Annotated in this window: 26 protein-coding genes; 7 read left to right on the top strand and 19 right to left on the bottom strand. The window is 62.3% G+C overall.

The features are described from left to right. Window positions 1-4: 4 nt before the first annotated feature. Genes flgF through flgB form a run of 5 tightly spaced genes read right to left on the bottom strand, consistent with a single transcriptional unit; the run spans window position 5 to window position 3,900 of the window. The gene (gene flgF, locus BLS51_RS07875) at window positions 5-745 is read right to left on the bottom strand and encodes a flagellar basal-body rod protein FlgF (protein WP_090181873.1); all 741 of its coding nucleotides are present in this window, start codon (window positions 743-745) and stop codon (window positions 5-7) included. 14 nt (window positions 746-759) lie between these two features. Then, complete coding sequence (locus tag BLS51_RS07880) at window positions 760-2,310, bottom strand: flagellar hook protein FlgE (RefSeq protein WP_090181871.1); 1,551 nt, start codon at window positions 2,308-2,310, stop codon at window positions 760-762. 29 nt (window positions 2,311-2,339) lie between these two features. Continuing rightward, a complete protein-coding gene (locus tag BLS51_RS07885) occupies window positions 2,340-3,038 on the bottom strand; it encodes a flagellar hook assembly protein FlgD (protein WP_090181869.1) in 699 nt (232 codons plus the stop codon). A 20-nt stretch (window positions 3,039-3,058) separates the two neighbouring features. Then, the gene (gene flgC, locus BLS51_RS07890; RefSeq protein ID WP_090181866.1) at window positions 3,059-3,469 is read right to left on the bottom strand and encodes a flagellar basal body rod protein FlgC; all 411 of its coding nucleotides are present in this window, start codon (window positions 3,467-3,469) and stop codon (window positions 3,059-3,061) included. 2 nt (window positions 3,470-3,471) lie between these two features. Then, window positions 3,472-3,900 carry a flagellar basal body rod protein FlgB gene (flgB, locus tag BLS51_RS07895; protein ID WP_090181863.1) on the bottom strand — a complete coding sequence of 143 codons (429 nt, stop codon included), beginning with the start codon at window positions 3,898-3,900 and terminating at the stop codon, window positions 3,472-3,474. 154 nt (window positions 3,901-4,054) lie between these two features. Here flgB and flgA point away from each other — a divergent pair, with 154 nt between their 5' ends. The 3 genes from flgA to BLS51_RS07910 all read left to right on the top strand — a co-directional run bounded on the left by flgA (window position 4,055) and on the right by BLS51_RS07910 (window position 5,638). Further along, window positions 4,055-4,750: a flagellar basal body P-ring formation chaperone FlgA gene (gene flgA / locus BLS51_RS07900; protein ID WP_090181861.1), complete on the top strand. Its 696-nt coding sequence runs from the start codon at window positions 4,055-4,057 to the stop codon at window positions 4,748-4,750. A gap of 86 nt (window positions 4,751-4,836) precedes the next feature. Further along, window positions 4,837-5,154 (top strand): flagellar biosynthesis anti-sigma factor FlgM, encoded by a 318-nt coding sequence (gene flgM, locus BLS51_RS07905; RefSeq protein WP_090181858.1) that lies wholly within the window; start codon window positions 4,837-4,839, stop codon window positions 5,152-5,154. Window positions 5,155-5,161: 7 nt separating this feature from the next. Further along, window positions 5,162-5,638 (top strand): flagella synthesis protein FlgN, encoded by a 477-nt coding sequence (locus BLS51_RS07910; RefSeq protein WP_090181856.1) that lies wholly within the window; start codon window positions 5,162-5,164, stop codon window positions 5,636-5,638. Window positions 5,639-5,681: 43 nt separating this feature from the next. Here BLS51_RS07910 and motD read toward each other — a convergent pair whose 3' ends face one another. From motD to BLS51_RS07960, 10 genes are all read right to left on the bottom strand, one after another. Continuing rightward, window positions 5,682-6,443 (bottom strand): flagellar motor protein MotD, encoded by a 762-nt coding sequence (gene motD / locus BLS51_RS07915; protein WP_090181854.1) that lies wholly within the window; start codon window positions 6,441-6,443, stop codon window positions 5,682-5,684. A 1-nt stretch (window position 6,444) separates the two neighbouring features. After that, the gene (locus tag BLS51_RS07920) at window positions 6,445-7,191 is read right to left on the bottom strand and encodes a flagellar motor protein (protein WP_090181852.1); all 747 of its coding nucleotides are present in this window, start codon (window positions 7,189-7,191) and stop codon (window positions 6,445-6,447) included. Beyond that, complete coding sequence (locus tag BLS51_RS07925; RefSeq protein ID WP_090181850.1) at window positions 7,173-7,904, bottom strand: RNA polymerase sigma factor FliA; 732 nt, start codon at window positions 7,902-7,904, stop codon at window positions 7,173-7,175. The genes BLS51_RS07920 and BLS51_RS07925 overlap by 19 nt, the downstream gene beginning before the upstream one ends. 19 nt (window positions 7,905-7,923) lie before the next feature. Further along, window positions 7,924-8,724 carry a MinD/ParA family ATP-binding protein gene (locus BLS51_RS07930; protein ID WP_090181847.1) on the bottom strand — a complete coding sequence of 267 codons (801 nt, stop codon included), beginning with the start codon at window positions 8,722-8,724 and terminating at the stop codon, window positions 7,924-7,926. Beyond that, entirely contained in the window at window positions 8,717-10,171 is a 1,455-nt protein-coding gene (gene flhF / locus BLS51_RS07935; protein ID WP_090181845.1) for a flagellar biosynthesis GTPase FlhF, read from the bottom strand. Before flhF ends, BLS51_RS07930 begins: the two co-directional genes overlap by 8 nt. Window positions 10,172-10,344: 173 nt before the next feature. Continuing rightward, window positions 10,345-10,935: a hypothetical protein gene (locus BLS51_RS07940; RefSeq protein ID WP_090181844.1), complete on the bottom strand. Its 591-nt coding sequence runs from the start codon at window positions 10,933-10,935 to the stop codon at window positions 10,345-10,347. Between the two features lie 150 nt (window positions 10,936-11,085). After that, complete coding sequence (gene flhA / locus BLS51_RS07945; RefSeq protein WP_090181842.1) at window positions 11,086-13,209, bottom strand: flagellar biosynthesis protein FlhA; 2,124 nt, start codon at window positions 13,207-13,209, stop codon at window positions 11,086-11,088. Next, window positions 13,206-14,396: a flagellar biosynthesis protein FlhB gene (gene flhB / locus BLS51_RS07950; RefSeq protein WP_090181840.1), complete on the bottom strand. Its 1,191-nt coding sequence runs from the start codon at window positions 14,394-14,396 to the stop codon at window positions 13,206-13,208. Before flhB ends, flhA begins: the two co-directional genes overlap by 4 nt. A 120-nt stretch (window positions 14,397-14,516) precedes the next feature. Beyond that, complete coding sequence (locus BLS51_RS07955; protein WP_090181838.1) at window positions 14,517-15,494, bottom strand: fumarylacetoacetate hydrolase family protein; 978 nt, start codon at window positions 15,492-15,494, stop codon at window positions 14,517-14,519. Continuing rightward, window positions 15,491-16,207: a pseudouridine synthase gene (locus BLS51_RS07960; RefSeq protein WP_090181835.1), complete on the bottom strand. Its 717-nt coding sequence runs from the start codon at window positions 16,205-16,207 to the stop codon at window positions 15,491-15,493. The genes BLS51_RS07955 and BLS51_RS07960 overlap by 4 nt, the downstream gene beginning before the upstream one ends. A 125-nt stretch (window positions 16,208-16,332) precedes the next feature. Here BLS51_RS07960 and BLS51_RS07965 point away from each other — a divergent pair, with 125 nt between their 5' ends. After that, window positions 16,333-16,617, top strand: a complete 285-nt coding sequence (locus BLS51_RS07965) for a hypothetical protein (RefSeq protein WP_229207512.1) — start codon at window positions 16,333-16,335, stop codon at window positions 16,615-16,617. A 171-nt stretch (window positions 16,618-16,788) separates the two neighbouring features. Here BLS51_RS07965 and BLS51_RS07970 read toward each other — a convergent pair whose 3' ends face one another. Genes BLS51_RS07970 through BLS51_RS07985 form a run of 4 tightly spaced genes read right to left on the bottom strand, consistent with a single transcriptional unit; the run spans window position 16,789 to window position 19,845 of the window. After that, window positions 16,789-17,802 (bottom strand): S49 family peptidase, encoded by a 1,014-nt coding sequence (locus BLS51_RS07970; protein WP_090181833.1) that lies wholly within the window; start codon window positions 17,800-17,802, stop codon window positions 16,789-16,791. A 24-nt stretch (window positions 17,803-17,826) separates the two neighbouring features. Continuing rightward, window positions 17,827-18,213, bottom strand: a complete 387-nt coding sequence (locus BLS51_RS07975; RefSeq protein WP_373994323.1) for a Rieske (2Fe-2S) protein — start codon at window positions 18,211-18,213, stop codon at window positions 17,827-17,829. Further along, the gene (locus BLS51_RS07980; protein WP_090181830.1) at window positions 18,192-18,851 is read right to left on the bottom strand and encodes an HAD-IIIA family hydrolase; all 660 of its coding nucleotides are present in this window, start codon (window positions 18,849-18,851) and stop codon (window positions 18,192-18,194) included. Before BLS51_RS07980 ends, BLS51_RS07975 begins: the two co-directional genes overlap by 22 nt. Before the next feature lie 10 nt (window positions 18,852-18,861). Further along, on the bottom strand, window positions 18,862-19,845 hold the full coding sequence (locus BLS51_RS07985; RefSeq protein WP_090181828.1) for an RluA family pseudouridine synthase: 984 nt from the start codon (window positions 19,843-19,845) through the stop codon (window positions 18,862-18,864). Between the two features lie 669 nt (window positions 19,846-20,514). Here BLS51_RS07985 and BLS51_RS07990 point away from each other — a divergent pair. The 3 genes from BLS51_RS07990 to BLS51_RS08000 all read left to right on the top strand — a co-directional run bounded on the left by BLS51_RS07990 (window position 20,515) and on the right by BLS51_RS08000 (window position 26,405). After that, window positions 20,515-23,739 carry an Rne/Rng family ribonuclease gene (locus BLS51_RS07990; RefSeq protein ID WP_090181827.1) on the top strand — a complete coding sequence of 1,075 codons (3,225 nt, stop codon included), beginning with the start codon at window positions 20,515-20,517 and terminating at the stop codon, window positions 23,737-23,739. A gap of 342 nt (window positions 23,740-24,081) precedes the next feature. Further along, on the top strand, window positions 24,082-25,629 hold the full coding sequence (locus tag BLS51_RS07995) for a TolC family protein (RefSeq protein ID WP_090181825.1): 1,548 nt from the start codon (window positions 24,082-24,084) through the stop codon (window positions 25,627-25,629). Next, window positions 25,626-26,405 carry an efflux RND transporter periplasmic adaptor subunit gene (locus BLS51_RS08000; RefSeq protein ID WP_090181822.1) on the top strand — a complete coding sequence of 260 codons (780 nt, stop codon included), beginning with the start codon at window positions 25,626-25,628 and terminating at the stop codon, window positions 26,403-26,405. The genes BLS51_RS07995 and BLS51_RS08000 overlap by 4 nt, the downstream gene beginning before the upstream one ends. Window positions 26,406-26,421: the final 16 nt, after the last annotated feature.

The raw sequence follows: 26,421 nt of genomic DNA on the forward strand, positions 1-26,421 counted from the left end.
GACGTCAACTCAAAGCGAGGATCTGGGTGGCTTTTGCGGCGTTATTCTCGGCGTTCTTCATCAGGCTCATTTGCATTTCAAACTGCCTTGCCAGGCTGATCATGTTGACCATGGAATCCACCGGATTGACATTGCTGCCTTCCAGCACGCCATCGACCACGCGCACATTCGGGTCGTTCTCGGCCGGCGTGCCATCGGCCTGGCGGAACAGGCCGTCATCGCCGCGGATCAGGCCCTTGACGTCCGGATTGACCAGTTTCAGCCGCCCCAGCACGTTGGAAGGGCCTGGCTCGAAATTGTCGTTGACCACGCTCACCGTGCCATCGCTGGCGATGGTGATCTTGGTGTCCGGCGGCACCGCGATCGGGCCGCCGTCGCCGATCAGCGTTTGCCCGCTGGTAGTCTGCAGGATGCCGTTTTCGGTGATCTTCAAACTGCCGTTGCGGGTGTAGGCTTCCGAACCGTCGGCCGATTGCACCGCCAGCCAGCCCTGGTCGCGCACGGCAATGTCGAGCGCGCGGCCAGTGGTTTCCATCGGCCCGGAACGGAAGTCCGAGCCGACCGTGGAATCGACCACGAAGGCGCGCGTCGGCAAGCCCTCCGACACCACCGGCACCGCGCGGAAGCTGTCCAGCTGGGCGCGGAAGCCGGTGGTGGTGGCATTGGCCAGGTTGTTCGACACGGTGGCCTGCTGCTCCATCACGTGTCGCGCACCAGTCATTGCCGTATAGACGAGACGGTCCATGGCCTACCCCTCTATTAACGCAGATTGACCAGCGTTTGCAGGATCGAGTCCTCGGTCTTGATGGTCTGCGCATTCGCCTGGTAGACGCGCTGCGCGGTGATCATGTTGACCAGTTCGGCCGTCAGGTCGGTGTTCGAGGTTTCCACCATGCTGGAACGCAGCTGGCCCATCGAACCCGCGTTGGGCACGCCCACGGTTGGCGGACCGGAGGCCGCGCTTTCCGACCAGGCATTGTTGCCGAGTGGCGTCAGGCCGTCGACGCTGGCGAAGTTGGCCATGGCGATCTGACCCATCGCGCGCGACTTGCCGTTGCTGTACTGGCCCAGGATGACGCCGTTCTCGTCGATCGAGTAACGCTGCCAGGAGCCGGCCGAGTAACCGTTCTGGACCGAGCCCAGGTCGTTGGTGACGCTACCGTACTGGGTGGTCTTGTCAAAGGTGGTGGCGATGGTCATCGGCTCCTGCGCGCCGGTGTCCGGGAAGATCGGCAGCTGGATCTGGAACGGCAGCGTCTGCGGCGGCTCCATCAAGGCCATTGCCTGCGGATCCAGCGCGCCGGTCTTGGTGAACACCAGCGTGCCGACCTTGACCGCTGGCACGGTGATGGAGGCGGCCAGCAGACCGTTGATCTGGTCCGGCGTCTTGCCGGTGATCGAGCCGGTGGCACCCGGATCGATCGCGTCATAGGCGGCGGTAATGCCCGCGATCTGGTCTTCCGTGGCGCCAGCCGCGCCAGCGGCATTGATCATGGCGTCGCGCGCGGCAGCCGCATAGGCGCCAGCGGCGGCAGCAATGGTTTCCGGCACCGGCGGCACCGCCTTGACGGCATTGTTGTATTCCAGGCGCGCGGCGACCACGGTCTCATCGCTATTGACCGAGGCGGCGACGCCGGCCGAAACGATTTCCTTGTTGTCGGCGGCGGCGTACACATCCCACTGGTTGGCATCGGTCTTGACGTAGTAAGTGGTCATGACGTGCGAGGTGCCCAGCGAATCGTACACGTTCAGCACGGTCTGCTTGTTGTAGCTGGTCGGATCGTTGGCGTCGAACGGCACGGTTTCCGGGACTTTTTCAGCCGAGCTCAGGTTCAGCTGGAAGTTGGCCTCGGTGGTTTCCACCGGTTTCAGGTCGGACTTGTCCAGCGTCAGCGGCACGGGTGCGCCCAACTGGATCACGCCGGCGGTATTCGCCAGGTAACCGGTCAGCACAGCGCCCTGCGCATTGACCAGCGTGTGGGTATTGTCTTCGTGGAACTGGCCGTTGCGCGAATACTGTACCGCGCCGTTGACCACCAGGCGGAAGAAGCCGCCGCCATTGATCGCCACGTCCAGCGGATTGCTGCTGCTCTCAAGATTACCTTGCGTGAATTGCTGCGCCAGCTTGGATACGGTCACACCGATACCCGGGTTGTTGCCGGAAACGCCGTTCAGCGAGTTGGCGTACAGGTCGGCAAACTGTGCTTGCGAGCTCTTGAAGCCCACGGTGCTGGCATTGGCGATATTGTTGCCAATGACGTCCAGCGATTTGGATGCAGCATTCAAGCCGCTCAGCCCTTGTTGGAACATGGTATTCCCCTATCTAGGTGTGATACTGCTTACAGAACTTCCTTGATTTCGCTCATGCTGAAATGGCCGAGCGAAGTATTCAGTTTGACGCCGCTGGCGCCGGTCGACACGCTGGCCACTGCGGCCAGTTGCAGCGGCGTCGCGGTCAGTGCGCTGCCGGCAGTCTTGGCGGTGACGGCAAAGGTATAGTTGCCGGCCGCCGCGTAGGTGGTCTTGTCGTCCTTCAGGCCGTCCCAGGTGATCGGGTAGGTACCGGCCTCGGCGTTGGTCATGCTCATGGTGCGCACGGTCTTGCCGGCGCTGTCCTTGATTTCGATTGTCACCTCTTGCGAATCGGACGCCAGTTCAACGCCAAACACGCTGGAGCTGGTGGTCTTGCCGTCTTCATCGGTGGTGCTGCTCAGCGTGATGCCCTTGCCTTCCACCAGCACGCCCTTGCCGATCATGCTGATGGCGGTGGACGACTGGGTGCTGGCGATGTCGCTGCGCAGCGACTCCAGCGTGGCGTTGACCTTGTTGATGCCGGTCACGGTCGACAGCTGCGCCAGCTGGCTGGTCATGGCCGCGTTGTCCATCGGATTCAGCGGGTCCTGGTTCTTCAGCTGCGTCACCAGCAGCTTCATGAATTTATCCTGGTCCGCCTGCACGCTGTCGGTCGAGGTGGTGGTGCTGGTGGTGGTCGTGCTGTTCAGGTTGACCGGGGTATCGATAATGCCGCTAACGCTCATGATGGCCTCTTGTTATTGGATTAGTTTTGACCGATGGTCAGGGTTTTCAACAGCAGCGACTTGGCCGCGTTCATGGTTTCCACATTGGTCTGGTAGGAGCGCGAGGCCGACAGCATATTGACCATCTCGTCCACCACGTTCACATTCGGCATCGTCACATAGCCGTTTTCGTCGGCGGCCGGATGCTTGGGGTCATACATCATTTTCATCGGCGACTGGTCTTCCACCACCTGCTTGACCCGCACGCCGGTGGAGGTGCCGCCGTTGGTCGGCGTCTGCGCCTCGAACACCACCTGGCGCGCGCGGTACGCCTCACCGCTGGCGCTGGTGGCGGAGTCGGCATTGGCCAGGTTGGAGGCCACTACGTTCAGGCGCTGCGCTTGCGCGCTCATCGCCGAACCCGACACATCAAAGATTTTAAATAGCGACATGATTAATTCCCTGGCTGGATGGCGGCCAGCATCGATTTGATCTGGCCATTAATCGCATTAATCCCGGCCTCGTAGCGCAGCGCGTTGTCGGCAAACTGGTTACGCTCGACATCCATGTCCACCGTGTTGCCGTCCACCGCGCCCTGCACCACGCCGCGATACAGCAGCGGCGTGCCATCGGCCAGCGTACCGGCGACTTGCAGGGGGTTGGGGAAATGCTTGGGCGCGGTGGTCTTCAGGCTTTGCTGCGCGTTCGGATCGGCCTTGTCCATGGCCGCCTGCAGCGCGCTGCTGAAGTCGATATCGCGCGCCTTGTAATTCGGTGTGTCAGCGTTGGCAATATTGGAGGCAATGACACTCTGGCGCGCCGAGCGCAGGCTCAAGGCGTTCTCATTGAAGCGCATATAATCGTCTAACTTGCTGCCGAGCATGATTCGCTCCCCTTCCACATTGATGACAGGTTCGATGATACGGAGTTGCCCTGCGCTGCCATCGACCGATAAGCCCGGTTTTTCCTGCCTTATTCCACGCTTCAAGTTCACCCCGTCCCTCTATGATGGCAACATTGAACGGGAAACCCACACCATGAAACCACGTCTGCTGATTACCACGCTGTTGGCTGCCGCACTCAGCGCCAACGCCGCCGCCCAGCCGGGGCGCCAGGAAGTGGCCGCGCTGAAGAGCACGGTCGAGCAATTCCTGCAGGTGCAGGCCGGCGGCCTGCCGGGCCAGGTCACGGTCACCGTTGGTGCGATTGATCCGCGCCTCAACCTGGCCGCCTGCGCCGACCCGCAAGCCTTCTTCATGCCAGGCGCGCGCGCCTGGGGCAAGACCACGGTTGGCGTGCGCTGTGCGACGCCTTCCACGTGGACGGTATATATTCAGGCCAACGTCACGGTGGTCGGCGACTACATCGCCGCCGCCGCGCCGCTGGTCCAGGGCCAGCCGATTGACGCCAGCCAGCTGACCGTGCTGAAGGGCGATCTGACAATGTTGCCAGCAGGTGTAGCCACCGACGCGAGCCAGGTGATCGGCCGCAGCGCCACGGTATCGTTGCCTCCTGGAACGCCTTTGCGGCTGGATACCTTGCGCAGCAAGCCGGTGGTGCAGTCCGGCCAGCTGGTGCGGCTGGTGTCCAGCGGCAGCAATTTCAGCGTGTCGGCCGAGGGCCGGGCGATGAGCACGGCCGGCGACGGCCAGGTGGTGCAGGTAAGGACCGGCAATGGCCAGCAGATTACCGGCATTGCCAAGCGTGGCGGCATGGTTGAGGTAGCATTTTGAGCAAGACCTGCCTAAAGTTTCCGGCCAGGCCGCCGTTACCGACTCAGATCCCGGAGTTTCGTACTCCTCGCTGAGAAGGAAATGCTGTGAAAGTCAACGACTCATTAAAGAGCACCCCAGGCCTGCCATCGACGCCGGCAGCCAATGGTGCGACCGCGCGCGGCGCGGAAAAAGCGGCGCAAACCGCGTCGACCAATGTCGCATCGGACAATGTGCGCCTGTCCTCGCAAGGCCAGGCAATGGCGGCCAGTTCTGCCAGCGGCGCCAACGCCGTGTTCGACACCAAAAAAGTCGAACGCATCAAGTTGGCAATCGCCGATGGCCAGTTCCAGGTCAACTCGGAAAAAGTAGCGGATGGCTTGCTGGATACCGTCAAGGATCTGCTGCACTCAAGAAAACGATAGGATTACCATGACCACCGTCACCCCGCTGAACAGCCTGCGCGAAGAAGAGCAAATCATGTCCACCTTGCTGGACTTGCTGCGCCAGGAACAGCAACTGCTGGTGACGGCGGAAATCGAAGGCCTGCCGGCCATCACCACCCGCAAGACCGCGCTGGTCACGCAAATGACCCTGTTGTCCGCGCAACGTCACCGCTCGCTGGGCAAATGCGGCTATCCCGCAGAGGAAGCCGGCATGGACGCGTGGATCGGGGCCAGCGGCGAGGCGCGCGACGAATCGGCCAGCCTGTGGCAGGCGCTGCTGCAACATACGCGCGAAGCCAAGGAACTGAACCGCATCAACGGCATGCTGATCAACAAGCAGATGGGCCACACCCAGGACGCGCTGCAAACGCTGCGTCCGCACAACGCCAGCGCCAACAATTTCTACGGCCCGAGCGGCATCTCCACTTCCGTCCCGCGCAGCCGCGGCTTCCTCGCCGGCTAACTCCCCCCGCGCATGCCAGGGTCTGACACTCGCAGGCGCAGGGTTACGGCGTTGGCAATTCCGTTGCAGGATCGGGAATCCCCGAAAGTATCGTCACCGCCACGCGCCGGTTGCGCGCACGCCCCTCGGCCGTATCATTGCCGGCCACCGGCTGGTTGGCGCTGAAGCCGACTGCGCTCAAGCGCCCTGGCGCCACGCCGGCATCAATGAACAGCCGCACGACACTGCTGGCGCGCACCGCCGACAACTCCCAGTTGGAGGGAAAACGTGGATTGGCAATCGGCTGATTGTCGGTGTGCCCTTCCACCTGCACATTGTGGCTGTCGGCCGCCAGCAGGCTGGCCACCGCGCGCAAGGCTTCCACCGATTGCGGCATCAGCCGCGCATCGCCCGGATCGAACAGCACCGAGGCGTTGATCTCGACGCTGACGCCGCGACTGTTCTGCGTCACCCGCACCTTACCCTCTTTGACCAGCGGCGCCATGGTCGACAGCAGATCCTGCGCCAGCCTGGTCATGTGTTCTTTTTCCTTGCGCAGCATCTCGGTGCGGCGCTTCAGGCCGGGATTCGGAATGGGCAGGTTCTGCACCTGGGTATTGACCGGCGTGGCCGAACCCTGGCCGCCGAAGGCATTACCCAGCGCATCGGAAAACACCTTGTACTTGCCGATGTTGACCGCCGAAATCGCATACATGACGACAAAGAAGGCAAACAGCAGCGTGATGAAATCCGCGTAGGAAATCAGCCAGCGTTCATGGTTCTCCGGTTCATCGTCGAACTTCCGGCGGGCGCGGCGGTATTGCATGTCAATGCTCCCGCATCAGCGTGGCGATGCGCTCGTCGATGACGCGCGTGTGGTCGCCGGTGGCGATATCGTAGAACACCTGCGCCGCAATCTCCTGCTGGTGCACGGCCTGGGTGACGATGGCCTTCAGCTTGTTGGCGATCGGGTAGAAGAACAGATTGGCCAGGCCAACGCCGTAGATGGTCGAGACAAACGCGATGGCGATGCCGGAACCCAGCTTGCTGGGATCGGTGAGGTTTTCCATCACATGGATCAGGCCCAGCACCGCGCCGAGGATGCCGATGGTCGGCGAATAGCCGGCCGCCGATTCCCAGATGCGCACCGCCTGCCGCTCCGCCGTTTCATAGGCGGTGATTTCGGTGTCCAGCAACTGGCGCAGTTTCTCCGGCGCGATGCCGTCGACGATCAGGCGCAGGCCCTTGACGTTGAACTGGTCCTTGGAAGCCAGCATATAGCGCTCCAGCGACAGCAGGCCGTCGCGGCGCGCCGCCTGGTTCCAGGCGTTGATGTCGCGCGCCAGCGCGGCGCGGCTATCCTTGGGCGGCGCGAACACCAGACGCAGCATGCGGATGCCGCGCACAAACGTCTTGAAGCGGGTTTGCAGCAGCACGGCGCCAAAGGTGCCGATCACCACGATGGCGAACGCCGCCGGCTGCAACAGGGAGCTGAGCTTGCCCCCCTCCATGGTCTGGCCGACAATGATGCCGGCCAGCGCCAGCAGGACGCCGGCTACACTGGCCCAGTCCAAGACCGCTCCCGGAGTGAGGCGCGCAGACGCGCCACAGCTTGCGTATGCAATTGCGATACGCGCGATTCGGATACGCCCATCACGGCGCCAATTTCTTTCAAGTTGAGCTCCTCTTCGTAGTACAAGCCCATCAGCATCTTCTCGCGCTCCGGCAACATGTCGATGGCATCGATCACCGCCTGGCGGAAGTCGCCGTCCAGCAGCGAGCGCAGCGGGTCAGCGTCTTCATCCGTGGCGTAACGGTCGAGGAAGCTATCGTTGCCGTCGTCGTCATGGAAATCCTCGTAGTACACCAGCTGGTGGCCGCCGCCGTCGCCCAGCAGTTCCTGGTAGTCGGCCAGCGACAGCTTGAGCGATTTGGCCACTTCCGATTCGCTTGGCGGCCGGCCCAGGCGCTGCTGCAGCGTCGACATCGCCGCCTCGACCTTGCGCATATTCTGCCGCAGCGACCGCGGCAGCCAGTCGCTGCTGCGCAACTCATCCAGCATGGCGCCACGGATGCGCAGCACCGCGTAGGTCTCGAATTGTGCGCCGTGGGTTTCTTCGTAACGGCTGATGGCGTCCAACAGGCCGATCATCCCGGCTTGCACCAGATCGTCGACTTCGACGCTGGGCGGCAGTTTCGCCTTCATGTGGTGGGCCAGGCGCTTGACCAACGGCATATGCTCCGTCAGCAAGGTGTCCTTGTCCGCTTTCCCTTTTACCGTATACATTCGAATATTTATTATTTAATCAAGCGCGCAGTTGGTTGTTTCCCCCCAGCGCAAAGCGGCCCGCCAGTTGACGGAACGCGACAGAAGCCCCAGCCAGCGGAAACGCATCGACCACCGCACGCCCCAAGCGCGCTGCGCGTTGCAGGTACTCATCCGCCGGCACCGATCCCATCGACACCAGGTTGACGGCCAGGTAACGACTTGCCGCCTGTGCCATATTATCGTAAACCACTGTTGCTTCGTCTTCAGACGCCCCGGTGACCAGAATTCCGAACGGCCGGCGGCCAAGTTCCTGGTTCAGCCGCTTAATCATACTGTACGCCGCCTTGATCGAGGTAGCGCTATTGGAAACTTGCACCACGATATCCGAGCTGGCCATGATCGGCACCGGGAAGGCGTCGCCGTCGAATTCGCCGTCGACCAGCACCATGCCGGTCTGCTTGGCCAGCACATCGAAGGCCTTGGCCAGGCGCCGGGTGTCGTCCGGGCCGGAGCGCGACGTGCCGCGCGTCATCGAGGCCACCGCGAAACCCTGCGGCACCTGGTGGATCACCTGGTTCAGCGCACATTCCTGGCGCGCCACGTTCAACAGGCTGTGGCCGCCATCGACGCCAAGCCGGCTGGCGACGCCGTGGGCACTGGCGCAGGCGTCGACGATCAGCACGTCGTTGCCGGCGCGGGACAGCGAGGCGCCCAGGTTGACCAGCATGGAACCCTTGTCATCCTGCGGCGCCGCCGACAGGAAGGTGACGATGCGGGGCTGCGGCCCCGCCAGCATGCGGCGCAGTCCCTCCGCCTGGTCAAAATTGAAGTTAGCCAAGGTGCACCTCGCGCTCGGCGGCGAGGCCGAAACCTGCTCCACTCATCAGCAGCGGCAGTTCCGCGTCCTGATACTGGGTGTTGACGATGTCGCGCTTCAGCTTGAAGGCGCGGTCGATCAGGTAGGCCGGATCGGCCAGGTGCAGGTCTTCCGGCACGCGCTGGCCGTTGGACACGTAGAACAGGTTCAGCTTGTGGCGGATCACCACGTCCAGCGCATTGCCGATCGCGGCCGCCTCGTCCAGCTTGGTCATGATGCAGCCGGCCAGGCCGCTGCCCTGGTAGGCGCGCACCACTTCGCTCAGGGTTTCCTGGGTGGCGGTGGCGTTCAGGCACAGCAGACGCTTGACGTTGCTGCCGGCGCCTTGCAGCATCGATACCTGCTCGGTGACCATCTGGTCGCGCTGGCTGACGCCAACGGTATCGATCAGCACAGTGTGCTTGTTCCTCAGTTCTTTCAAGGCGATGCGCAGGTCGGCTTCGTCTTTCACCGAATGCACCATCACGCCGAGGATCTTGCCGTAGATGCGCAGTTGTTCATGCGCGCCGATACGGTAGGCATCGGTGGTGATCAGCGCCAGCTTGTCCGGGCCGTGGCGCATCACGCAGCGCGCCGCCAGCTTGGCGGTGCTGGTGGTCTTGCCAACGCCGGTCGGGCCGACCAGCGCGAACACGCCGCCCTGGTCGATCAGCGCGTCTTCATTGGCCATGGTCTGCAGGTTGCGCGTGAGGACGGTCTTGATCCAGCGCAGGCTGTCGGCGGCGTCGCGGCCGGCCGGCAGTTTTTCGATCAGGTAGCGCGCGAGGCTGGCCGAGAAACCGGCCGCCAGCATTTCGCGCAGCACGGCGGTCTTCTGCGGTTCGCGCGCTTGCGTCGCGCCCCACGACAGCTCGGCCAGCTGGGTTTCCATCATGCCGCGCATGGCGCGGATTTCACTCATCATGCCGCTCATCTCGACGGCAGCGGATTCCTTGGCGCTGGCGACAGCAGCGCTGACCATGGCGGCGATCTGGCTGGCATCGATGGCCGGCGCGGCTTTCGGCTGTGGCGCTGGCGCAGGCGCAGGCGCAGCGGCGGCGACCTTGGTGGCCAGCGACGAGTGCGAGGCGACCACGCGGCGCTGCGGCTGTTGCGGCAGGCTGGCCGGACGTGGTGCAACAGACGCAGCGACCGGCGGCGACATATGCGGCAATTCCTCTTCGAAACGCGGCTCGACGCGGCTGGCGGTGATCGGAGCGCCCAGGTCCAGCGATGGCGCTGGCTCGGCCATCGGCGAGTGCGGTGCTGGCATCGCCAGCGAGGCGGCGTCGTCATTCGCCAGCGCGAGGATTTCAACGATGCCGTCGGATTGACGGTTGGACAGGATCACGGCGTCGGGGCCGAGGGATTCGCGGACTTTGCGCAGCGCTTCGCGGGAAGTCGGTGCGGTAAATTTTTTAACGTTCATGACCGTCTCTCAAGGGAACCAGGTTGAGCAGCACGCCTGCCAATCGCAAGCGCCTTACTCCAATGATTCCATTATTGACGATGCACTCTGGAAACGATCTGATGAACAGGGGCAGAAATGGGCCGTATTTCAGTCGCCGAAAACCTCACCGAGCGATCACGCATCGACGAAGCTCAGCGCCCATGCCGACAGCTGCTGCAAATCCGCCTGCGCCACCCGCTCAGCCACCACCACATCCAGCGGCCCGAAGCGCTAGCCAGCTGCGACAACAGCAACTCAGCCAGTCCCTCTTGTCTTCCCTCTTGTCGTCCTTCCTTCAGTCCCTTCCGCCGTCCTTGGCGCAAGCCTTTACCGATTGCCTGGCGTTCAAGAATAGTCAGATAAGTCATGCTTTCTCTCCTTTGCAGAGCCACCGCACCGCGCATATACAAGTTTTGCAAGCCCTCTGGCAAGCGCATCATCCAATCAATCACTTTGAAAAAATTGATGATACGCTGCCTATCCCATTGGCGTGCGTACAAAAGCTTGGTCAACCGCCATTTGGCAATCCGGCGCTGATGAACGCTATGCCTGGTCTGCTGCGTCAGCAAATGCGCCGCAGTAAGCAATGCAAACGGATTATGATGCGCCAGCAATTCCTGGATGCGCCCAGCATAATCCTGCAGCTTAGCAATGGGAAAAGACAGCCGCATTTCACAGCCCAGCAATTCGTAGGCATACGACGACGGCCGCCATCGTGCGCCTTTATCCGCCAGCACGGCCATGCTAGCAAGGGGCCGGCGGTAACGGTCATACACCCGGTAGTGATAAACAATTCAGGGAAATGGCCGGCCACCGCTTCCTTCCATGGCGTGTCGTAATCGTCATCCATGCAGGTAGTCTAGGCCGCCTGCATGGATGCGTAACGAGCTGGATCAAGCCGGCTGCTGGCCCACCAGTGCGGTAACGCGGATGGTTTTGCTTTCCGGGATTTCGGCGTGCGACAACACCTTCAGCTGCGGCAGTGAGCGGCGCAGGAAGCGCGACAGCAAGGCACGCAACGGTCCCGGCACCAGCAGCACCGGCGTCAGGCCCAGCGCTTCCTGTTGTTGCGTCGCCGAGGCGGCCTGCTGCGCGATGGTGTCCGCCAGCCCCGGCTCGATGCCGGCGCCATCCGGGCCGCTGGCCGCCAGTGCCTGCATCAGCAGGCGTTCCAGGCGGTTATCCAGCGTCATCACCGACAGCTCGCCGGCGCCAGGGAATAGCTGCTGCACGATGGCCCGGCCCAGCGCGATCCGCACCAGCGCGGTCAGGTCGCCCGGGTCCTGCGTGTGCACCGCGTGCTCGGCCAGCGTCTCGATGATGGTGCGCATGTCGCGGATATGCACGCCTTCCGTCAGCAGGTTTTGCAGCACCTTCTGCAGCGTCGAAATCGACACCATCTTCGGCACCAGGTCCTCCACCAGCTTCGGCGACTCCTTGCCCAGGTGATCCAGCAGCGACTGCACCTCCGCCCGGCCCAGCAGCTCCGACGCGTGGGTGGTGATCAGGTGATTCAGGTGGGTCGCCACCACCGTGCCGGCGTCCACCACGGTGTAGCCCAAGCCCTGCGCCTGATCGCGCAAGCTGGCGTCGATCCACACCGCCGGCAGGCCGAACGCCGGATCGGTGGTCACCATGCCCTGCAGCGTGCCGGTCGCCATGCCCGGATTAATCGCCAGGAACTGGCCGTTGAACGCCTCGCCGGCACCCACTTCCACGCCCTTCAATGCGATACGGTAGGCCGATGGCTTCAGCTCCAGGTTGTCACGGATGTGCACCGGCGGCGCCAGGAAGCCCACCTCCTGCGCAAACTTCTTGCGAATGCCCTTGATGCGCTTCAGCAGCTCGCCGCCCTGGGTTTTATCCACCAGCGGAATCAGGCGATAGCCGACCTCCAGGCCCAGCGTATCGACCGGCATGATGTCCTGCCAGCTGGCTTCTTCCTGCTCGGCCGCCGCAGCAGCAGCCGGCGCGGCAGCTTCGGCCGCCGCCGTCTCGGCCGCCACCTTGCTGACTTTTTTCTTCGACATCAGATAAGCCGAGCCGCCCAGTGCACCGGCCAGTGCCAGGAACACCAGATTCGGCATGCCGGGAATCAGGCCCATGCCACCGATGATGCCAGCCGTGATGTACAGCACTTCCGGCTTGGCAAACAGCTCGCCCACCAACTGGCCGCCGATGTCCTGGTCATTCGCCACGCGCGACACCACGATACCGGCCGCGATCGAAATGATCAGCGAAGGAATCTGCGCCACCAGGCCGTCACCGATGGCCAGCAGCGTGTAGTTCTTGGTGGCGTCGGCAAACGGCATGTCGTGCTGGATCACGCCGACCAGCAGGCCGCCGACCACGTTAATCACCGTCACCAGAATACCGGCCACCGCGTCGCCGCGCACATACTTCGAAGCACCGTCCATCGCGCCGTAGAATTCCGCTTCCATCGACACTTCGCTGCGGCGCTTTTTCGCCTCGGCTTCGCCGATCAGGCCGGCGTTCAGGTCGGCGTCAATCGCCATCTGCTTGCCTGGCATCGCGTCCAGGGCGAAGCGCGCGCCCACCTCGGCAATACGCCCCGCACCCTTGGTCACCACCACAAAGTTGATGATGGTCAGGATGATGAACACCACGATACCGACCGTGTAGTTACCGCCGATCAGGAAGTGGCCGAAGGCTTCGATCACCTTGCCGGCCGCATCGGCGCCGGTATGGCCTTCGGTCAGCACAATACGGGTCGAGGCCACGTTCAGCGACAGGCGCAACATGGTCGATACCAGCAGGATGGTCGGGAAGGACATGAAGTCCAGCGGCTTGATCGTGTACAGCGCGGTCAGCAGCACGATCACCGACAGGGCGATGTTAAAACTGAAGAACAGGTCCAGCACGAACGCCGGCAACGGCAGGATCATCATCGCCAGCAGCATGATGATCAGGACAGGCGCCGCCAGGCTGGCCTTGTTCTGCGACGAGGCCAGGCTTTGCAGCCATGGTGGTAACTTCACGTTGCTGAGGGCGTTCATGCGGATGCTCCGTTATTCAAATCTGGTTGGGCGCCGTGCTTGGGGATGAAGGCTGGATTCAGCGGGTCCATGGTCGGCGGCACATCGAGTTTCTTCGGTTCTTCCGGACGGTTGCCGCCGCTGCGGTTGAACAGCCGCAGCTGGAACACATAGGCCAGCACTTCCGCCACCGCAGCGTACAGCTGCTCCGGAATCTCGTCGCCGATCTCGGTATGCTTGTGCAGCGCACGCGCCAGCGCCGGCGCCTCCAGCAAGGCCACCTTGTTTTCCTTGCCGATTTCGCGGATTCTTGCCGCCACTTCGTCGGTGCCCTTGGCCACCACTTTCGGCGCGCCGCGCATATTGTCGTCGTACTTCAACGCCACCGCATAGTGGGTCGGGTTGGTGACGATGACATCGGCGGTCGGCACATCGGCCATCATGCGGCGTTTCGCCATCTCGCGCTGCAACTGGCGGATCTTGCCCTTGATCTGCGGATTGCCGTCGGATTCCTTGGATTCCTGGATCAGTTCCTGGCGCGTCATCTTCAGCTTGTCGGCGTAGTGCCACATCTGGTACGGCGCATCGATGGCGGCGATCAGGCCCAGCGCGCCGACGATGAACATGAAGGCGGCCGCCAGCATATTGGCGGTGTGGGCGATGCCCAGCTTGAGCGGCTCGACCGACAGGCCGATCACCGCATCCTTGTACTTGAGCACCACCAGCCAGGCGACAAAGCCGACCACCACCGTCTTCAGGATGGCCTTGACCAGCTCGACCAGCGCGTTCTTCGAGAACATATTGCTGATGCCGCTGACCGGATTGAGCTTGTTGAAATTCGGCATAAACGACTTGGAACTGAACAGCCAGCCGCCCACCACCAGCGGCGACGCCAGCGCCACCACCATCACCGCCACACCCAGCGGCAGGCAGGCGATCAGCACTTGCACCAGGTCCCTGGTAATGCGACGAAAAAGCACCTCGGCATTGAAGATCTGTTCCTGGTCCAGCGTCAGGCCGGACACCAGCACCGCCTCCAGCTGGCGGATCACCGAGTCACCCATCATCCACAGGCCGGCGCCGGCCGCCATCAGCACGGTAAACGTCGCCACTTCCCGCGAGCGCGGAACGTCGCCTTCTTCACGCGCCTGCTCAAGGCGCTTCGCTGACGCGGGTTCTGTTTTTTCTGCGTCGCTGTCTTCTGCCATGTTGGGTCTGCCTGCTGCGTAGGTTAATCTTCGACAGTGCCATTATCGATGGCGGCAGGACAGGAGCATCGGTGGAATACGGCGGGTTTTCACCGCCATATCCACGATTCCATGGGGAAATTAAATCGCTTTGACGGTCTGCTCGATGGCGCCGAACACCGACTTGCCGTCGTCCAGCATCTCGATGCGGATGGTGTCGCCGAAGGCCATGAAAGGCGTCACCGGCGCGCCGCCGGCGATCATTTCCAGGCAGCGCTGCTCGGCGATGCAGGAATAACCACGTTTGGCGTCCTTGTTGGACACCGTGCCGGAACCGATGATGGCACCGGCGCGCACATTGCGCGTCTTGGCCAGGTGGGCAATCAGTTGTGGGAAATTGAACACCATGTCGACGCCGGCCTGCGGCTTGCCGACCAGCTTGTCGTTCCAGGTGGACAGCAGCGGCAGGTGCACCTTGCCGCCCTTCCAGGCGTCGCCCAGTTCGTCCGGCGTCACCGCCACCGGCGAGAAGCTGGTGGCTGGCTTGGATTGCAGGAAGCCGAAACCTTTCGCCAGCTCGTCCGGAATCAGGTTGCGCAGCGATACGTCATTCGCCAGCATCAGCAGGCGGATGCGCTGGTGCGCCTGGTCGGCCGTTGCGCCCATCGGCACATCGTCGGTGATCACGCACACTTCCGCTTCGAAATCGATGCCCCACTCCTCGCGCGCCAGCATGATGTCGTCGGTCGGGCCGAGGAAATCGTCGCTGCCGCCCTGGTACATCAGCGGCTCCTCCCAGAACGAGGCCGGCATCTCGGCGCCGCGCGCCTTGCGCACCAGCTCGACGTGGTTGACGTAGGCCGAGCCGTCGGCCCACTGGTAGGCGCGCGGTAGCGGCGCCATGCAGTTCTGCGCTTCAAAGTCGAAGCTACGGCGGCCGCCACCGCGATTCAGTTCCTGATAGATGGCGTCCAGTTGCGGCGAGATAAAGGTCCAGTCGTCCAGCGCGTGTTGCAGCGTGCGGGCGACGCCGTCGGCCAGCTGCGCGGTTTTCAGGTCGCGCGAGACCACCATCAGCTGGCCGTCACGGGTGCCGTCTTTCAGGGTAGCGAGTTTCATGCGGGGGCCAGCAGGGCTAGTTGTTCGGGGCTGAGGTAGCACCAGTCGCCCTCTTCGAGGTTCAGCGCAGACAGCTCCAGGCCACCGATGGCGGAGCGGTGCAGGGCCGAGCAATGGTTGCCGGCAGCCGCCAGCATGCGCTTGACCTGGTGATACTTGCCCTGCTCCAGCACGATTTCCAGCTGATGCTCGCCGCGCTTGATGCAGGTTTGCGCCGCCAGCGGCGCCGGCTCGTCGTGCAGCTTGACGCCGGCCAGCAATTCAGCGATCAGCGCATCGGTCACCGGCTCGGCGGTGGTGGCCTGGTAAATCTTCGGCACATGGCGCTTCGGCGACGATTGTGCGTGGATAAAGGCGCCATCGTCGGACATCAGCAGCATGCCGGTGGTGTCGTGGTCGAGCCGGCCAACCGGCTGCACTTCGCGCCAGGTGAACTCTTCCGGCAGCAAGGTCAGCACGCCCGGATGGTGGCTGGGCTTGCGCGAGCACTCATAATTCTGCGGCTTGAACAGCGCGATGTAGACGTGTTCACGGTACACCACCTCTTCGTCGAACAGCTTGAACACCAGGCCGTCGGTCTCGATGGATTCTTTAAAGTTGTCGTGCACCACGCCATTGATGGTGACTTCGCCGTCCTCAATCAGGGAGCGGCAGTATTTGCGGGTGCCATAGCCCTGCGATTGCAGGATGCGGTCCAAGGATAATTTACTCATGGGCGCGATTTTACAGGATGTATGCATCATTGACGTACATCAAGCCATGCTCAGTTTCTATTGATAGACTGAAACTGCATTAGGAATTCGCCTACTGCACATCGGAATACTCAGCAGGACTAACCATGACTTCTATTGCCAACCCAGCGGCGCAAGCCCAGGCCGCCCTCCACCGTACCGAGTTGCTGCTGGAGCGCTGCCGCAATGGCCAGGCGCCTTTCAGCGCCCAGTCGCTGTGGCACAACTCCCAGCAAACGCTATTCCTGGCCTGGCTGGACGCCGGCGGCTTTACGCAAGCCGAGGCTGAAAAAGAAAACAGCGGCACAGAGCCGCTGTTTTCAGCCCCACAAAGGGACTCGAAAGAGGAATTTAAATTCTCTCTGGTCCGCATCGACGATGCGGTTGAGTAGTTCCGTCAAATCATCTTGAAGCAAGAACGTGCTGACAACATGTTAGTGTTTATATCGGCCCCCCTTGGAAAGAACTACAACACCAATATAGTTCACCACATCGGATATGCAAGTAAAAAGGAGGCTGTATTGATAATGTTAATCGCTGAGCCAGTGGTCCTGTAACGCAGGCTAACGCAGTGCCGGACGCACCGCGTCCACCGCCGATTTCATCGCGCCAGCGCCCATGGCGGCGCCGAATTTCTTCAGCACGCGTTCCTGCAAGCCTTCGTGCGTGGTGTAGTCGACAATGTCCTCGGCCTTGACGACGTCGCGCGCCACCGAGTCGACCGTGCCATAGGCATCGGCCAGGCCCATGTCGATCGAATGGGCGCCGGTCCAGAACAGGCCGGAGAACATGTCCGGGGTTTCTTTCAGGCGTTTGCCGCGGCCGGTGCGCACCACGTCGATGAATTGCTGGTGGATTTCGTTCAGCATTTCCTGGGCGTGCTGCTTGTGCTTTTCGGTGACCGGGCTGAACGGATCCATGAAACCCTTGTTCTCGCCGGCGGTCAGCAGGCGGCGCTCGACGCCCAGCTTGTCCATCGCGCCGGTGAAGCCGAAGCCGTCCATCAGCACGCCGATCGAGCCGATGATGCTGGCCTTGTTGACGTAAATGCGGTCGGCGCCGGCGGCAATGTAGTAGCAGCCGGACGCGCAGATCTCGTCCACCACCACGTACAGCGGCTTGCCCGGATAGCCCTTGCGCAGGCGCACCATCTCGTCGACGATCATGCCGGCCTGCACCGGGCTGCCGCCGGGACTATTAATATGCAGCACCACGGCCACCGAGCCAGTGTCTGAAAAGGCCTTGTTCAGCGCCGGAATCACCACGCCAGCCGAGCCGCTGCCCTCCGATTCGATGGCGCCTTCGACTTCAATCAGTGCCGTGTGGCGGCCCAGCGTTTCGCTGTCCGAACCGGTCCAGCTGATGTCGAAATAGGCGCTCAGCGCAAACACGATCACCAGCAGCGTCATCGCCTTGAAGAAGATGCTCCAGCGGCGCGATGCCTTTTGCTCTTTTAGCGTGGCAAACACCAGTTTTTCCAGCACGTCGCGCTCCCAGTTGGCAGCGGCCGGCTTGCCCGGTGGCGGCAATGGTAGTGGTGGCGGGGATGGCGGATTGGTATCGAGGTTATCGCTCATGGCGTGCTTCTTGTTGGTTTTTAATCAGGCGCGCGCTGGGCGCACGTACTCATCCGGTTGCCAGTAAATCTGCTGATCATGCTCGACCACCGCGATCGGACGCAGCCGTCCGCCACGGCAGGGGCCGCCGGCGCACTGCCCGGTTTCCGGAACGTACACGGCGCCATGGGTCGAACACATCAGGTACAGCTTGCTGGATTCAAAGAACTCGCCTTCGGCCCAGTCGAGTTCGATCGGCACGTGGGCGCAGCGGTTCAGGTAGGCATACGCCTTGTCACCGTGGCGCACCACAAAGCCGGTGGCATCATCGCCGCCGGCCGTCAGTGCGAAACGCACACCCTTGCCGCCGTTCTCGATGGCGTCCGAGGCACAGATCAGGATCTCATCCATCAGGCGTGCTCGCTTAGCCATTGGTGCAGCTCGGCCACCGTCCGCGCCGAATACAGCGGCGCGCAGGCGTGCAGCTGCTCGACCGGATGCGCACCGTACTCGACCGCAATACCGGCCGCACCAGCGTTGCTGGCCATCAGCAGATCATGGGTAGTATCGCCGATCATCACGGTACGCCGCATATCCTGCCCCAATTCCCGCGTCAGCTCTTGCAACATGGCCGGATGTGGCTTGGAAAAAGTTTCGTCGGCGCAGCGCGTGGCGTCGAACAGCGACAGTACCTTGACATCATTCATGGCACGGTTCAGGCCCACCCGGCTCTTGCCGGTGGCAACCGCCAGGAAATAACCGTTCTGCGACAGGTCTTCCAGCATGTCGTGCACGCCGGGGAACAGACTGATCTCGTGGTCGCGCGACAGGAAGTGATAACGGTAGCGTTCCACCATGCGCGGATAGTAGGACGGATCAATTTCCGGCAACACCGCCTGCATCGCCTCATGCAGGCCGAGGCCGATGACATGCGCCGCCATCTCGTCGCGCGGCACCGGCAGCGACAGGTCGCGCGCGGCAGCCTGGATGCACTTGACGATGGTAGACGTCGAATCCATCAAGGTGCCATCCCAATCGAAGACGATCAGATCAAATTGCTTTCTTGCCATGTGTTTGCGATTAGTTAAGAGGTTTGCCCAAGCTTACCAAGAATCGCTCACATTCGGCGGCCAAAGGCGCATTGAGCGTCATCTTTTTGCCGGATTCCGGATGGGTAAACGTAATCTGATGGGCGTGCAGGAACATGCGCTTCAGCGCGCCGCGCGTATCGCTGGCTTTTTGCAGCGCCTTATTCAGCGGGAAATCGCCGTACTTGTCGTCACCCAGGATGGGGAAGCCGGAAGATGACAGATGAACGCGGATCTGGTGCGTGCGGCCGGTCTTCAGTTCGGCCTCCAGCAGCGCATAGCCGTCGAATTTCTTCAGCAGCGAGAAGATCGTGTGCGATGGCTGGCCGCCCTCGTCCGACACAGTGACGCGGCGTTCGCCGTCGGCCGTGGTGTACTTGTGCAGCGCCAGCTTGATGTGCTGACGGGTGTTTTTCCAGTCGCCGGCCACCATGGTCAGGTAACGCTTGTCGGTGTCGCCGTCGCGCATCTGCTCATGCAGGCTGGTCAGCGCTGAGCGTTTCTTTGCCAGCAACAGCAGCCCCGAGGTTTCGCGGTCCAGGCGGTGCACCAGTTCGAGGAACTTGGCGTCCGGGCGCGACGCCCGCAACTGCTCGATGACGCCAAACGACACGCCGGAGCCGCCATGCACGGCCACGCCGGCCGGCTTGTCGATCACCAGCAGATGGCTGTCCTCGAAAATAATCTTGAATTCGGCGGCCGGAACGTGATGCTCCGGTTTTTCCGCCAGGCGGATAGGCGGAATCCGCACGACATCGCCTTGTACCAGACGGTACAGCTGGTCGATACGACCTTTGTTAACGCGCACTTCTCCCGAGCGCAGGATGCGATAGACGTGGCTTTTCGGCACGCCTTTGCAAACACGCAACAGGTAGTTATCGATCCGTTGACCGGCTTCTTCTTCAGTGATGGTGACGAATTGGGCTTGCAGCGGGGCGGACGTTGAAGCGGGAACAACATCTTTTTGCATCTTCATTTGCTCTGTCTTCCCAGAAATCTCTCTAAGTCCTTCATTTTGAATATATAATCGTTACGCTGCGGTTCAAACTGCGGCAAGTGTAAGAATAAAAGCATATTTTACACAGGGGCGTCTCCACTGGCCTCGCCAAATTGCAAATTCAGAGGAAAAAATGTATACGCACCACCCCTGTCCGAGTCAGGGTTGCACCGTAGTTGTAATCGGATGGCGACAGGGATGCTGAAAAAGATTGATTGGATAGTAAGGATAAAGTCCGGTCAGCCAGATCATAGGTTTGGGCTGGCCGGTTGATGAGAAGTTGATAACGCTTGCCGTTTTTGCCAGACCCCATGCTCACTGCAAGCTCGACGGAAGGCTGAAACCCAGCCTGTTACCGAAGTTGCAATACTTGTAATGTAAGCCTGGTCGAGATCTGGCCATTTAGACGCTGCTCTCCGTCTGTTCTTTTCTGCCGTCCGTCGGGGCCGCATGGAGAACTACAGATGAAGCGAGCACTCGGCATGTCGATCAACCTCATGCGCCCAGTTGCGGCTGCCTGCGCGGCCGCACAGGATGGGCATACCCACCATAATCATTCCGATTCTCGCGTATATCCCTGTAGCTTGCCGCACCGGTCCTAAGAAACCGGACGGCATCGATGGCCCAAGGGTCGCGGAGTTAATAAAAATGAAACGCATGTTATTTAACGCTACGCAGCAAGAAGAACTGCGCGTAGCGATTGTCGATGGTCAGAAACTGATCGATATCGACATCGAAACCGCCGGACGCGAACAGCGCAAGTCCAACATCTACAAAGGCGTGATCACCCGCATCGAACCGTCGCTGGAAGCTTGCTTCGTCAGCTATGGCGAAGATCGCCACGGTTTCCTGCCCTTCAAGGAAGTAGCACGTACTTACTTCCGTGAAGGTGTGGATGTGCGCAACGCCACCATCAAGGATGCGCTGCGCGAGGGCCAGGAAATCATGGTCCAGGTGGAAAAGGAAGAACGCGGTAACAAGGGCGCCGCCCTGACCTCCTTCGTCTCGCTGGCCGGCCGTTACCTGGTGCTGATGCCGAACAACCCGCGCGGTGGTGGTGTTTCCCGCCGTGTCGAAGGTGAAGAGCGCCAGGAACTGCGCGAAACCATGGACAAGCTGGACCTGCCACCAGGCATGTCGGTAATTGCCCGCACCGCCGGCATCGGCCGCAATGTCGATGAACTGCAGTGGGACTTGAACTACCTGATGCAACTGTGGCGCGCCATCGAAGGCGCCGGCAAGTCGGCGTCGGGCGCCTTCCTGATCTACCAGGAATCGTCGCTGGTAATCCGCGCGATCCGCGACTACTTCCAGCCGGACATCGGCGAGATCCTGATCGACACCGACGAGATCTACGAGCAGGCCCACCAGTTCATGAGCCACGTGATGCCCGACATGGTGCACCGTGTAAAACGCTACAGCGACGACGTGCCGCTGTTCTCGCGTTTCCAGATTGAACACCAGATCGAAACCGCCTACAGCCGCACCGTGCCGTTGCCATCCGGCGGCGCCATCGTCATCGACCACACCGAGGCGCTGGTCTCGGTCGACGTCAACTCGGCCCGCGCCACCCGCGGTTCCGACATCGAAACCACCGCTTTCAACACCAACTGCGAAGCGGCTGAAGAAGTCGCCCGCCAGCTGCGCCTGCGCGACCTGGGCGGCCTGATCGTGATCGACTTCATCGACATGGAAGTGGCCAAGAACCAGCGCGAAGTCGAACAGCGCCTGAAAGACGCGCTGCACCACGACCGTGCCCGCGTTCAGATGGGCAAGATTTCCCGCTTCGGCCTGATGGAACTGTCGCGTCAGCGCCTGCGTCCGTCGCTGTCGGAAGGTTCGCACGTTGCCTGCCCACGCTGCTCGGGCACTGGCCACATCCGCGATACCGAATCGTCGGCACTGCAAGTGCTGCGCATCATCCAGGAAGAGGCGATGAAGGAAAACTCGGCCACCATCCACGTGCAAGTGCCGGTGGATGTGGCAGCCTTCCTGCTGAACGAAAAGCGCAGCGAAGTGCTGAAGATCGAGACGCGCCACCGCATCAACGTCATCCTGGTGCCGAACAAGCACCTGGAAACCCCGCACTACAAGCTGGAGCGCATCAAGCACGACGATCCGCGCCTGGAAGACAGCGCCGCCAGCTACTCGCTGGCCGAGCAGGCGGAAACCGATATGGCCTATAGCAAGCGCCAGAAGGAAGAAACCAAGCCACGCCAGGAAGCCATGGTCAAGACCATCACCCCTGAGCAGCCAGCACCGCTGGTCGAGCGCAAGCCGAGCGACACCGTCATCAAGCCAGCGCCGGCCCCAGTGCCAGCGCCAGCCGAGCAAGGCTTCTTCGCCAAGCTGATCGGTTTCTTCACCGGCAAGCCAGCCACCCCTGCCCTGCCGCAGCAGCCGACCATCGTGGTCAAGGCGCCTGCTGGCGGCGAGCGTGGCGACCGCAACGCCCGTGGCCCACGCGGCCGCAGCCGTAATGGCAAAGGTGGCCGTGGCGAGCGCGACGAGAAAGAAGCCGGCGCTACCCGCGCTGGTGCTGCTGCTGGCCAGGAAGAAGGCAAGGCAGCGGACGCCAATGGCTGTCCACCACGTCAGCCGCGTCCACCACGCGAGCCACGCGAAGGCCGTGAACCACGCGAGGGCCGCGAGGCACGTGAACCGCGCGAGCCGCGTGACCCGGCCGTCGAAGGCCAGGGCCGCGAGCGTGCGGAACGCGCCGAGCGTCCAGAGCGCGGTGAGCGCCCACCACGTCAGCCACGCGAACCGCGCGGCGACAAGGCACCCGTCGAAGCCAAAGTGGAAGAGTTGGCACTGAACGCCGCCGTCGCATCGACCGGTCCGGCAACTGACGCTGCCGCCAGCATCCTGAAATCGGCGCCAAACGCCGGTCCTGAGGGGGATGAGAACGACGTCGTAGGTGAAGGCGATGAGCCACGCCGTCGCCGTCGCCGTGGTGGCCGCAACCGCAATCGCCGTGAACGCGAAGGCGTTGAAGGCGTTGAAGGTCAGGAAGAAGTCGCAGGCGAAGCGGGTGAGCAGACTGAACTGAGCTTTGCTCCGCCAGTCGCAACCACTGCAGTAGCTGCTGCCGAGACCGTGACCGCCGCAGCGGAAGTGGCGCCAGCCACACCAGTCGCCGAGCCAGTCGTCAGCGCAGCACCGGCTGCCGTGGCCGAGCCAGTTGCCGCCCCTGCCGCTGAACCGGTTGCCGCAGCGGAATCCGTTGCTGCCGCCGAGCCAGTCGCCGCCGCTGAGCCGGCAGCCACCGCGCCAGTTGCCGCCGCCGAAGCAGTCGTCGCCGCTGAACCAGTCGCTGCGTCCGCGCCGGTCGTCACCACCGAACCGGTGGTCGCTGCCGAGCCTGTAATCGCTGCCGAACCAGTGGCAGCCGCCACCCCTGTGGCAACCGCAGCGCCAGTCGTGGCCGCCGAACCGGTCGCTGCCGTGGCAGTTGCTCCAGTGGAAGCCGCACCAGCGCTGGCAGCACCGGCAGCCAAGCCAGCCGTGGCGGAAGTCGCGGTTGTCGAGCCGGTTGCTGAGCCAATAGCCGCTCCGGTGGCGCCAGTTGCCCCGGCCGAGCCAGTCGCTGTAGCGGCTGCCGCCCCGGTCGTGGAAGCGCCGGCCCCGGCGCCAGTTGCAGCCCAGCCAGCACCGGCGCCTGTGGCAGCACCAGCGCCAGCTGCGCCGGTTGACCTGCAAGCAGTGCTTGGTTCCGCCGGCCTGACGCTGGCAGCAACCGATCCAGCCAAGCTGCGCGCCGCCCAGGACGCCGCTGCGCAGGTCGTGCAACCTGCCCGCGTACCACGCGAACGCAAGCCGCTGCCACCGCAAATTGACGAGCCATTGATCCAGGTCGATACGCGCCGATAATCCGGTCCAGCAAATAAAAAAGGGAAGCTTGATGCTTCCCTTTTTTATTTCCGAGCAATTGCTCAGTCCGGAAATTATCGCCAACAATCACATTAATTGAATATTTTATTAATTAAATATTAATTCAATTGTCACGAATAATCACGCAGCATACGAAAGTAAGCCTACAGCCACATGAAGAAGAATTCAGAAGGTTTCCCGAAGGATTGTAAATTGATGATAGGATACAGTTGCAGTACCAAATCAGCAACAGTAGCCAATATCGCGATTTCCGGGGCAACTACGCCGGTTACACTGGCAAACTCTTATTGACCATCATTAACTAGATTCACGCCACTATTAATGCGCTCAAACCAAAAACTTAATCATGGCTCCACCGCCAAAACGCTAGGCCTGGCCGCCGTCAGTCTGCTGGTACTCAGCGGCTGCTCGACGCTGAATGTGGAAAACGCCAAACTGACGCTGCCCGAAGTCCGCGCCACATTGCAAGAAGATAAAGCCGCGTTGACCAAGGACGTCGAACCGCTGACCGGCCCACTGACGCTGGATAACGCCATCGCCCGCGCCATCAAATACAATGCCGACCGCCGCTTCCGCGCGATGGAAGAAGCGGTTGCCCTCGGCACTTTCGAGGCCGGCAAGTTCGACATGCTGCCCAAGCTGGTCGCCTCGGCCGGCTACCGCGACCGCAATAACGACCTGGTAACCCGCAGCGTCGATTCCGTCACCGGTGCGCCGTCGCTGGCCAACCCATACATTTCCTCCAGCCGCGAAGTGCTGACCACTGAAGTCGGCATCTCCTGGAGCCTGCTCGACTTCGGCCAGAGCTACTATGCGGCCCAGCAAAACGCCGACCGCGTGCTGATCGCCAGCGAACGCCACCGCAAGGCGCTGAACAACCTGGTACAGGATGTGCGCTCGGCTTACTGGCGCGTGGTGGCGGCGCAAAAGCTGCTGCCGCAGCTGCGCCAGACCATCGCCGACTCCGAAGCCGCACTGAAAGACGCGCGCAAGGCCGAAGATGACCGCATCCGCTCGCCGCTGGAGCCATTGCGCTACCAGCGCCAGCTGCTGGAAAACCTGCGCCTGCTGGAAACCATCGAACAGGAATTGTCGACTGGCAAGATTGAACTGGCAACGCTGGCCAACCTGCCGCTGACCGCCGACTATACCGTGGTCGAGCCGTCCAGCGAACTCAGCACCGTGTGGCTGGAGCAGCCGGTCGACCGGCTGGAAGAATATGCACTGCTGCGCAATCCGGATCTGCGCGAAGGCATCTACAACGCCCGCATCGCCCAGCAGGAAACCCGCCGCGCGCTGCTGAAGATCTTCCCTGGCCTGTCGTTCAATTATGGCGTCAAGCACAGCAATGACGACTATCTGATCCACCAGAACTGGAACGAAGCCGGCGCGCAGATCTCGTTCAACCTGCTGGGCCTGCTGTCGGCACCGGCGCAGCTGCGCCTGGCCGATGCCGGCGTGTCGCTGGCCAACCAGCGCCGCATGGCGACCCAGATGGCGGTGCTGAGCCAGCTGCACATCGCCCGCCTGCAATACGCCAACACTGCGCGCCAGTACCAGCGCGCCGACGCCATCGCCGGCGTTGACACCCGCATCGCCAACCACATCACCAACCAGGCCGAAGCGCAGAAACAGTCGGCGCTGGACCGTATTTCGCAGCAAAGCACGGCCGTGCTGTCGCAACTGCGCCGCTATCAGGCGCTGTCCAACGCCCAGGCCGCCGCATCGCGGCTGCAAGCCACGCTGGGCATGGAACCCGCCATCACCGGCTCATCCAGCATGCCGCTGGACCAACTGACCAGCGCAGTCGGCCAGTCCTTGCAAGCCTGGAATCGCGGCCAGTTGCCGGCCATCGAGGGCGGTCAATGAAGCATGTGCTGTCCCTGTTGAGTCTGTCCCTGTTGAGTCTGACCTTGTCGTCTGTGCTGCCGCTCCACGCAGCACCGCAGCCAGCAGCACCGGCTGCCGGTGCGCTGGACAGCCGTGAAATCCGCGCCCAGCTGGCGCCGCGCCGCTACACCACGCTGGCCGCCGAAATCGGCGCCAAGATCAACCGCCTGCCGCTGGCCGAGGGCGCGTCGTTCCGCCAGGGCCAGTTGCTGGTGCAGTTCGACTGCGTGCTGCAGCAGGCGCAGCTGGCCAAGGCCGACGCCGCGCTGATGGCGGCCGAGACCAACTGGAAAGGCAACCAGAAGCTGGCGCAGCTGAATTCGGTTGGCCAGGTCGAGCTGGACGTCTCGAAGGCCGAAGCGCAAAAAGCCCAGGCAGAGGTGGCGGCCAACCGCGCGCTGCTGGGCAAGTGCAGCATTGCCGCACCGTTTTCCGGCCGTATCGCCGAGCAGAAGGCGCGCGAACAGCAATACGTGCAGCCCGGCCAGGCGCTGATGGAAATCCTCGACGACAGCCAACTGGAGCTGGAGTTCATTGTGCCGTCGCGCTGGCTGGCATGGGTGCGCAGCGGCGCGCCGTTCCAGGTCAGCATCGACGAGACCGGCAAAACGTATCCGGCCAAGGTGCAGCGCATCGGCGCCCGCGTCGATCCGGTCAGCCAGTCGGTCAAGCTGAGCGCTGTCATCGATGGCCGATTCGGCGAGCTGGTCGCCGGCATGAGCGGCAAAGTGTTGATGGTGCCGCCACCAAAGTAGTTTTTTCCACCCACAC

This window comes from Duganella sp. OV510, from assembly GCF_900100205.1.
Lineage (GTDB): Bacteria > Pseudomonadota > Gammaproteobacteria > Burkholderiales > Burkholderiaceae_D > Rugamonas.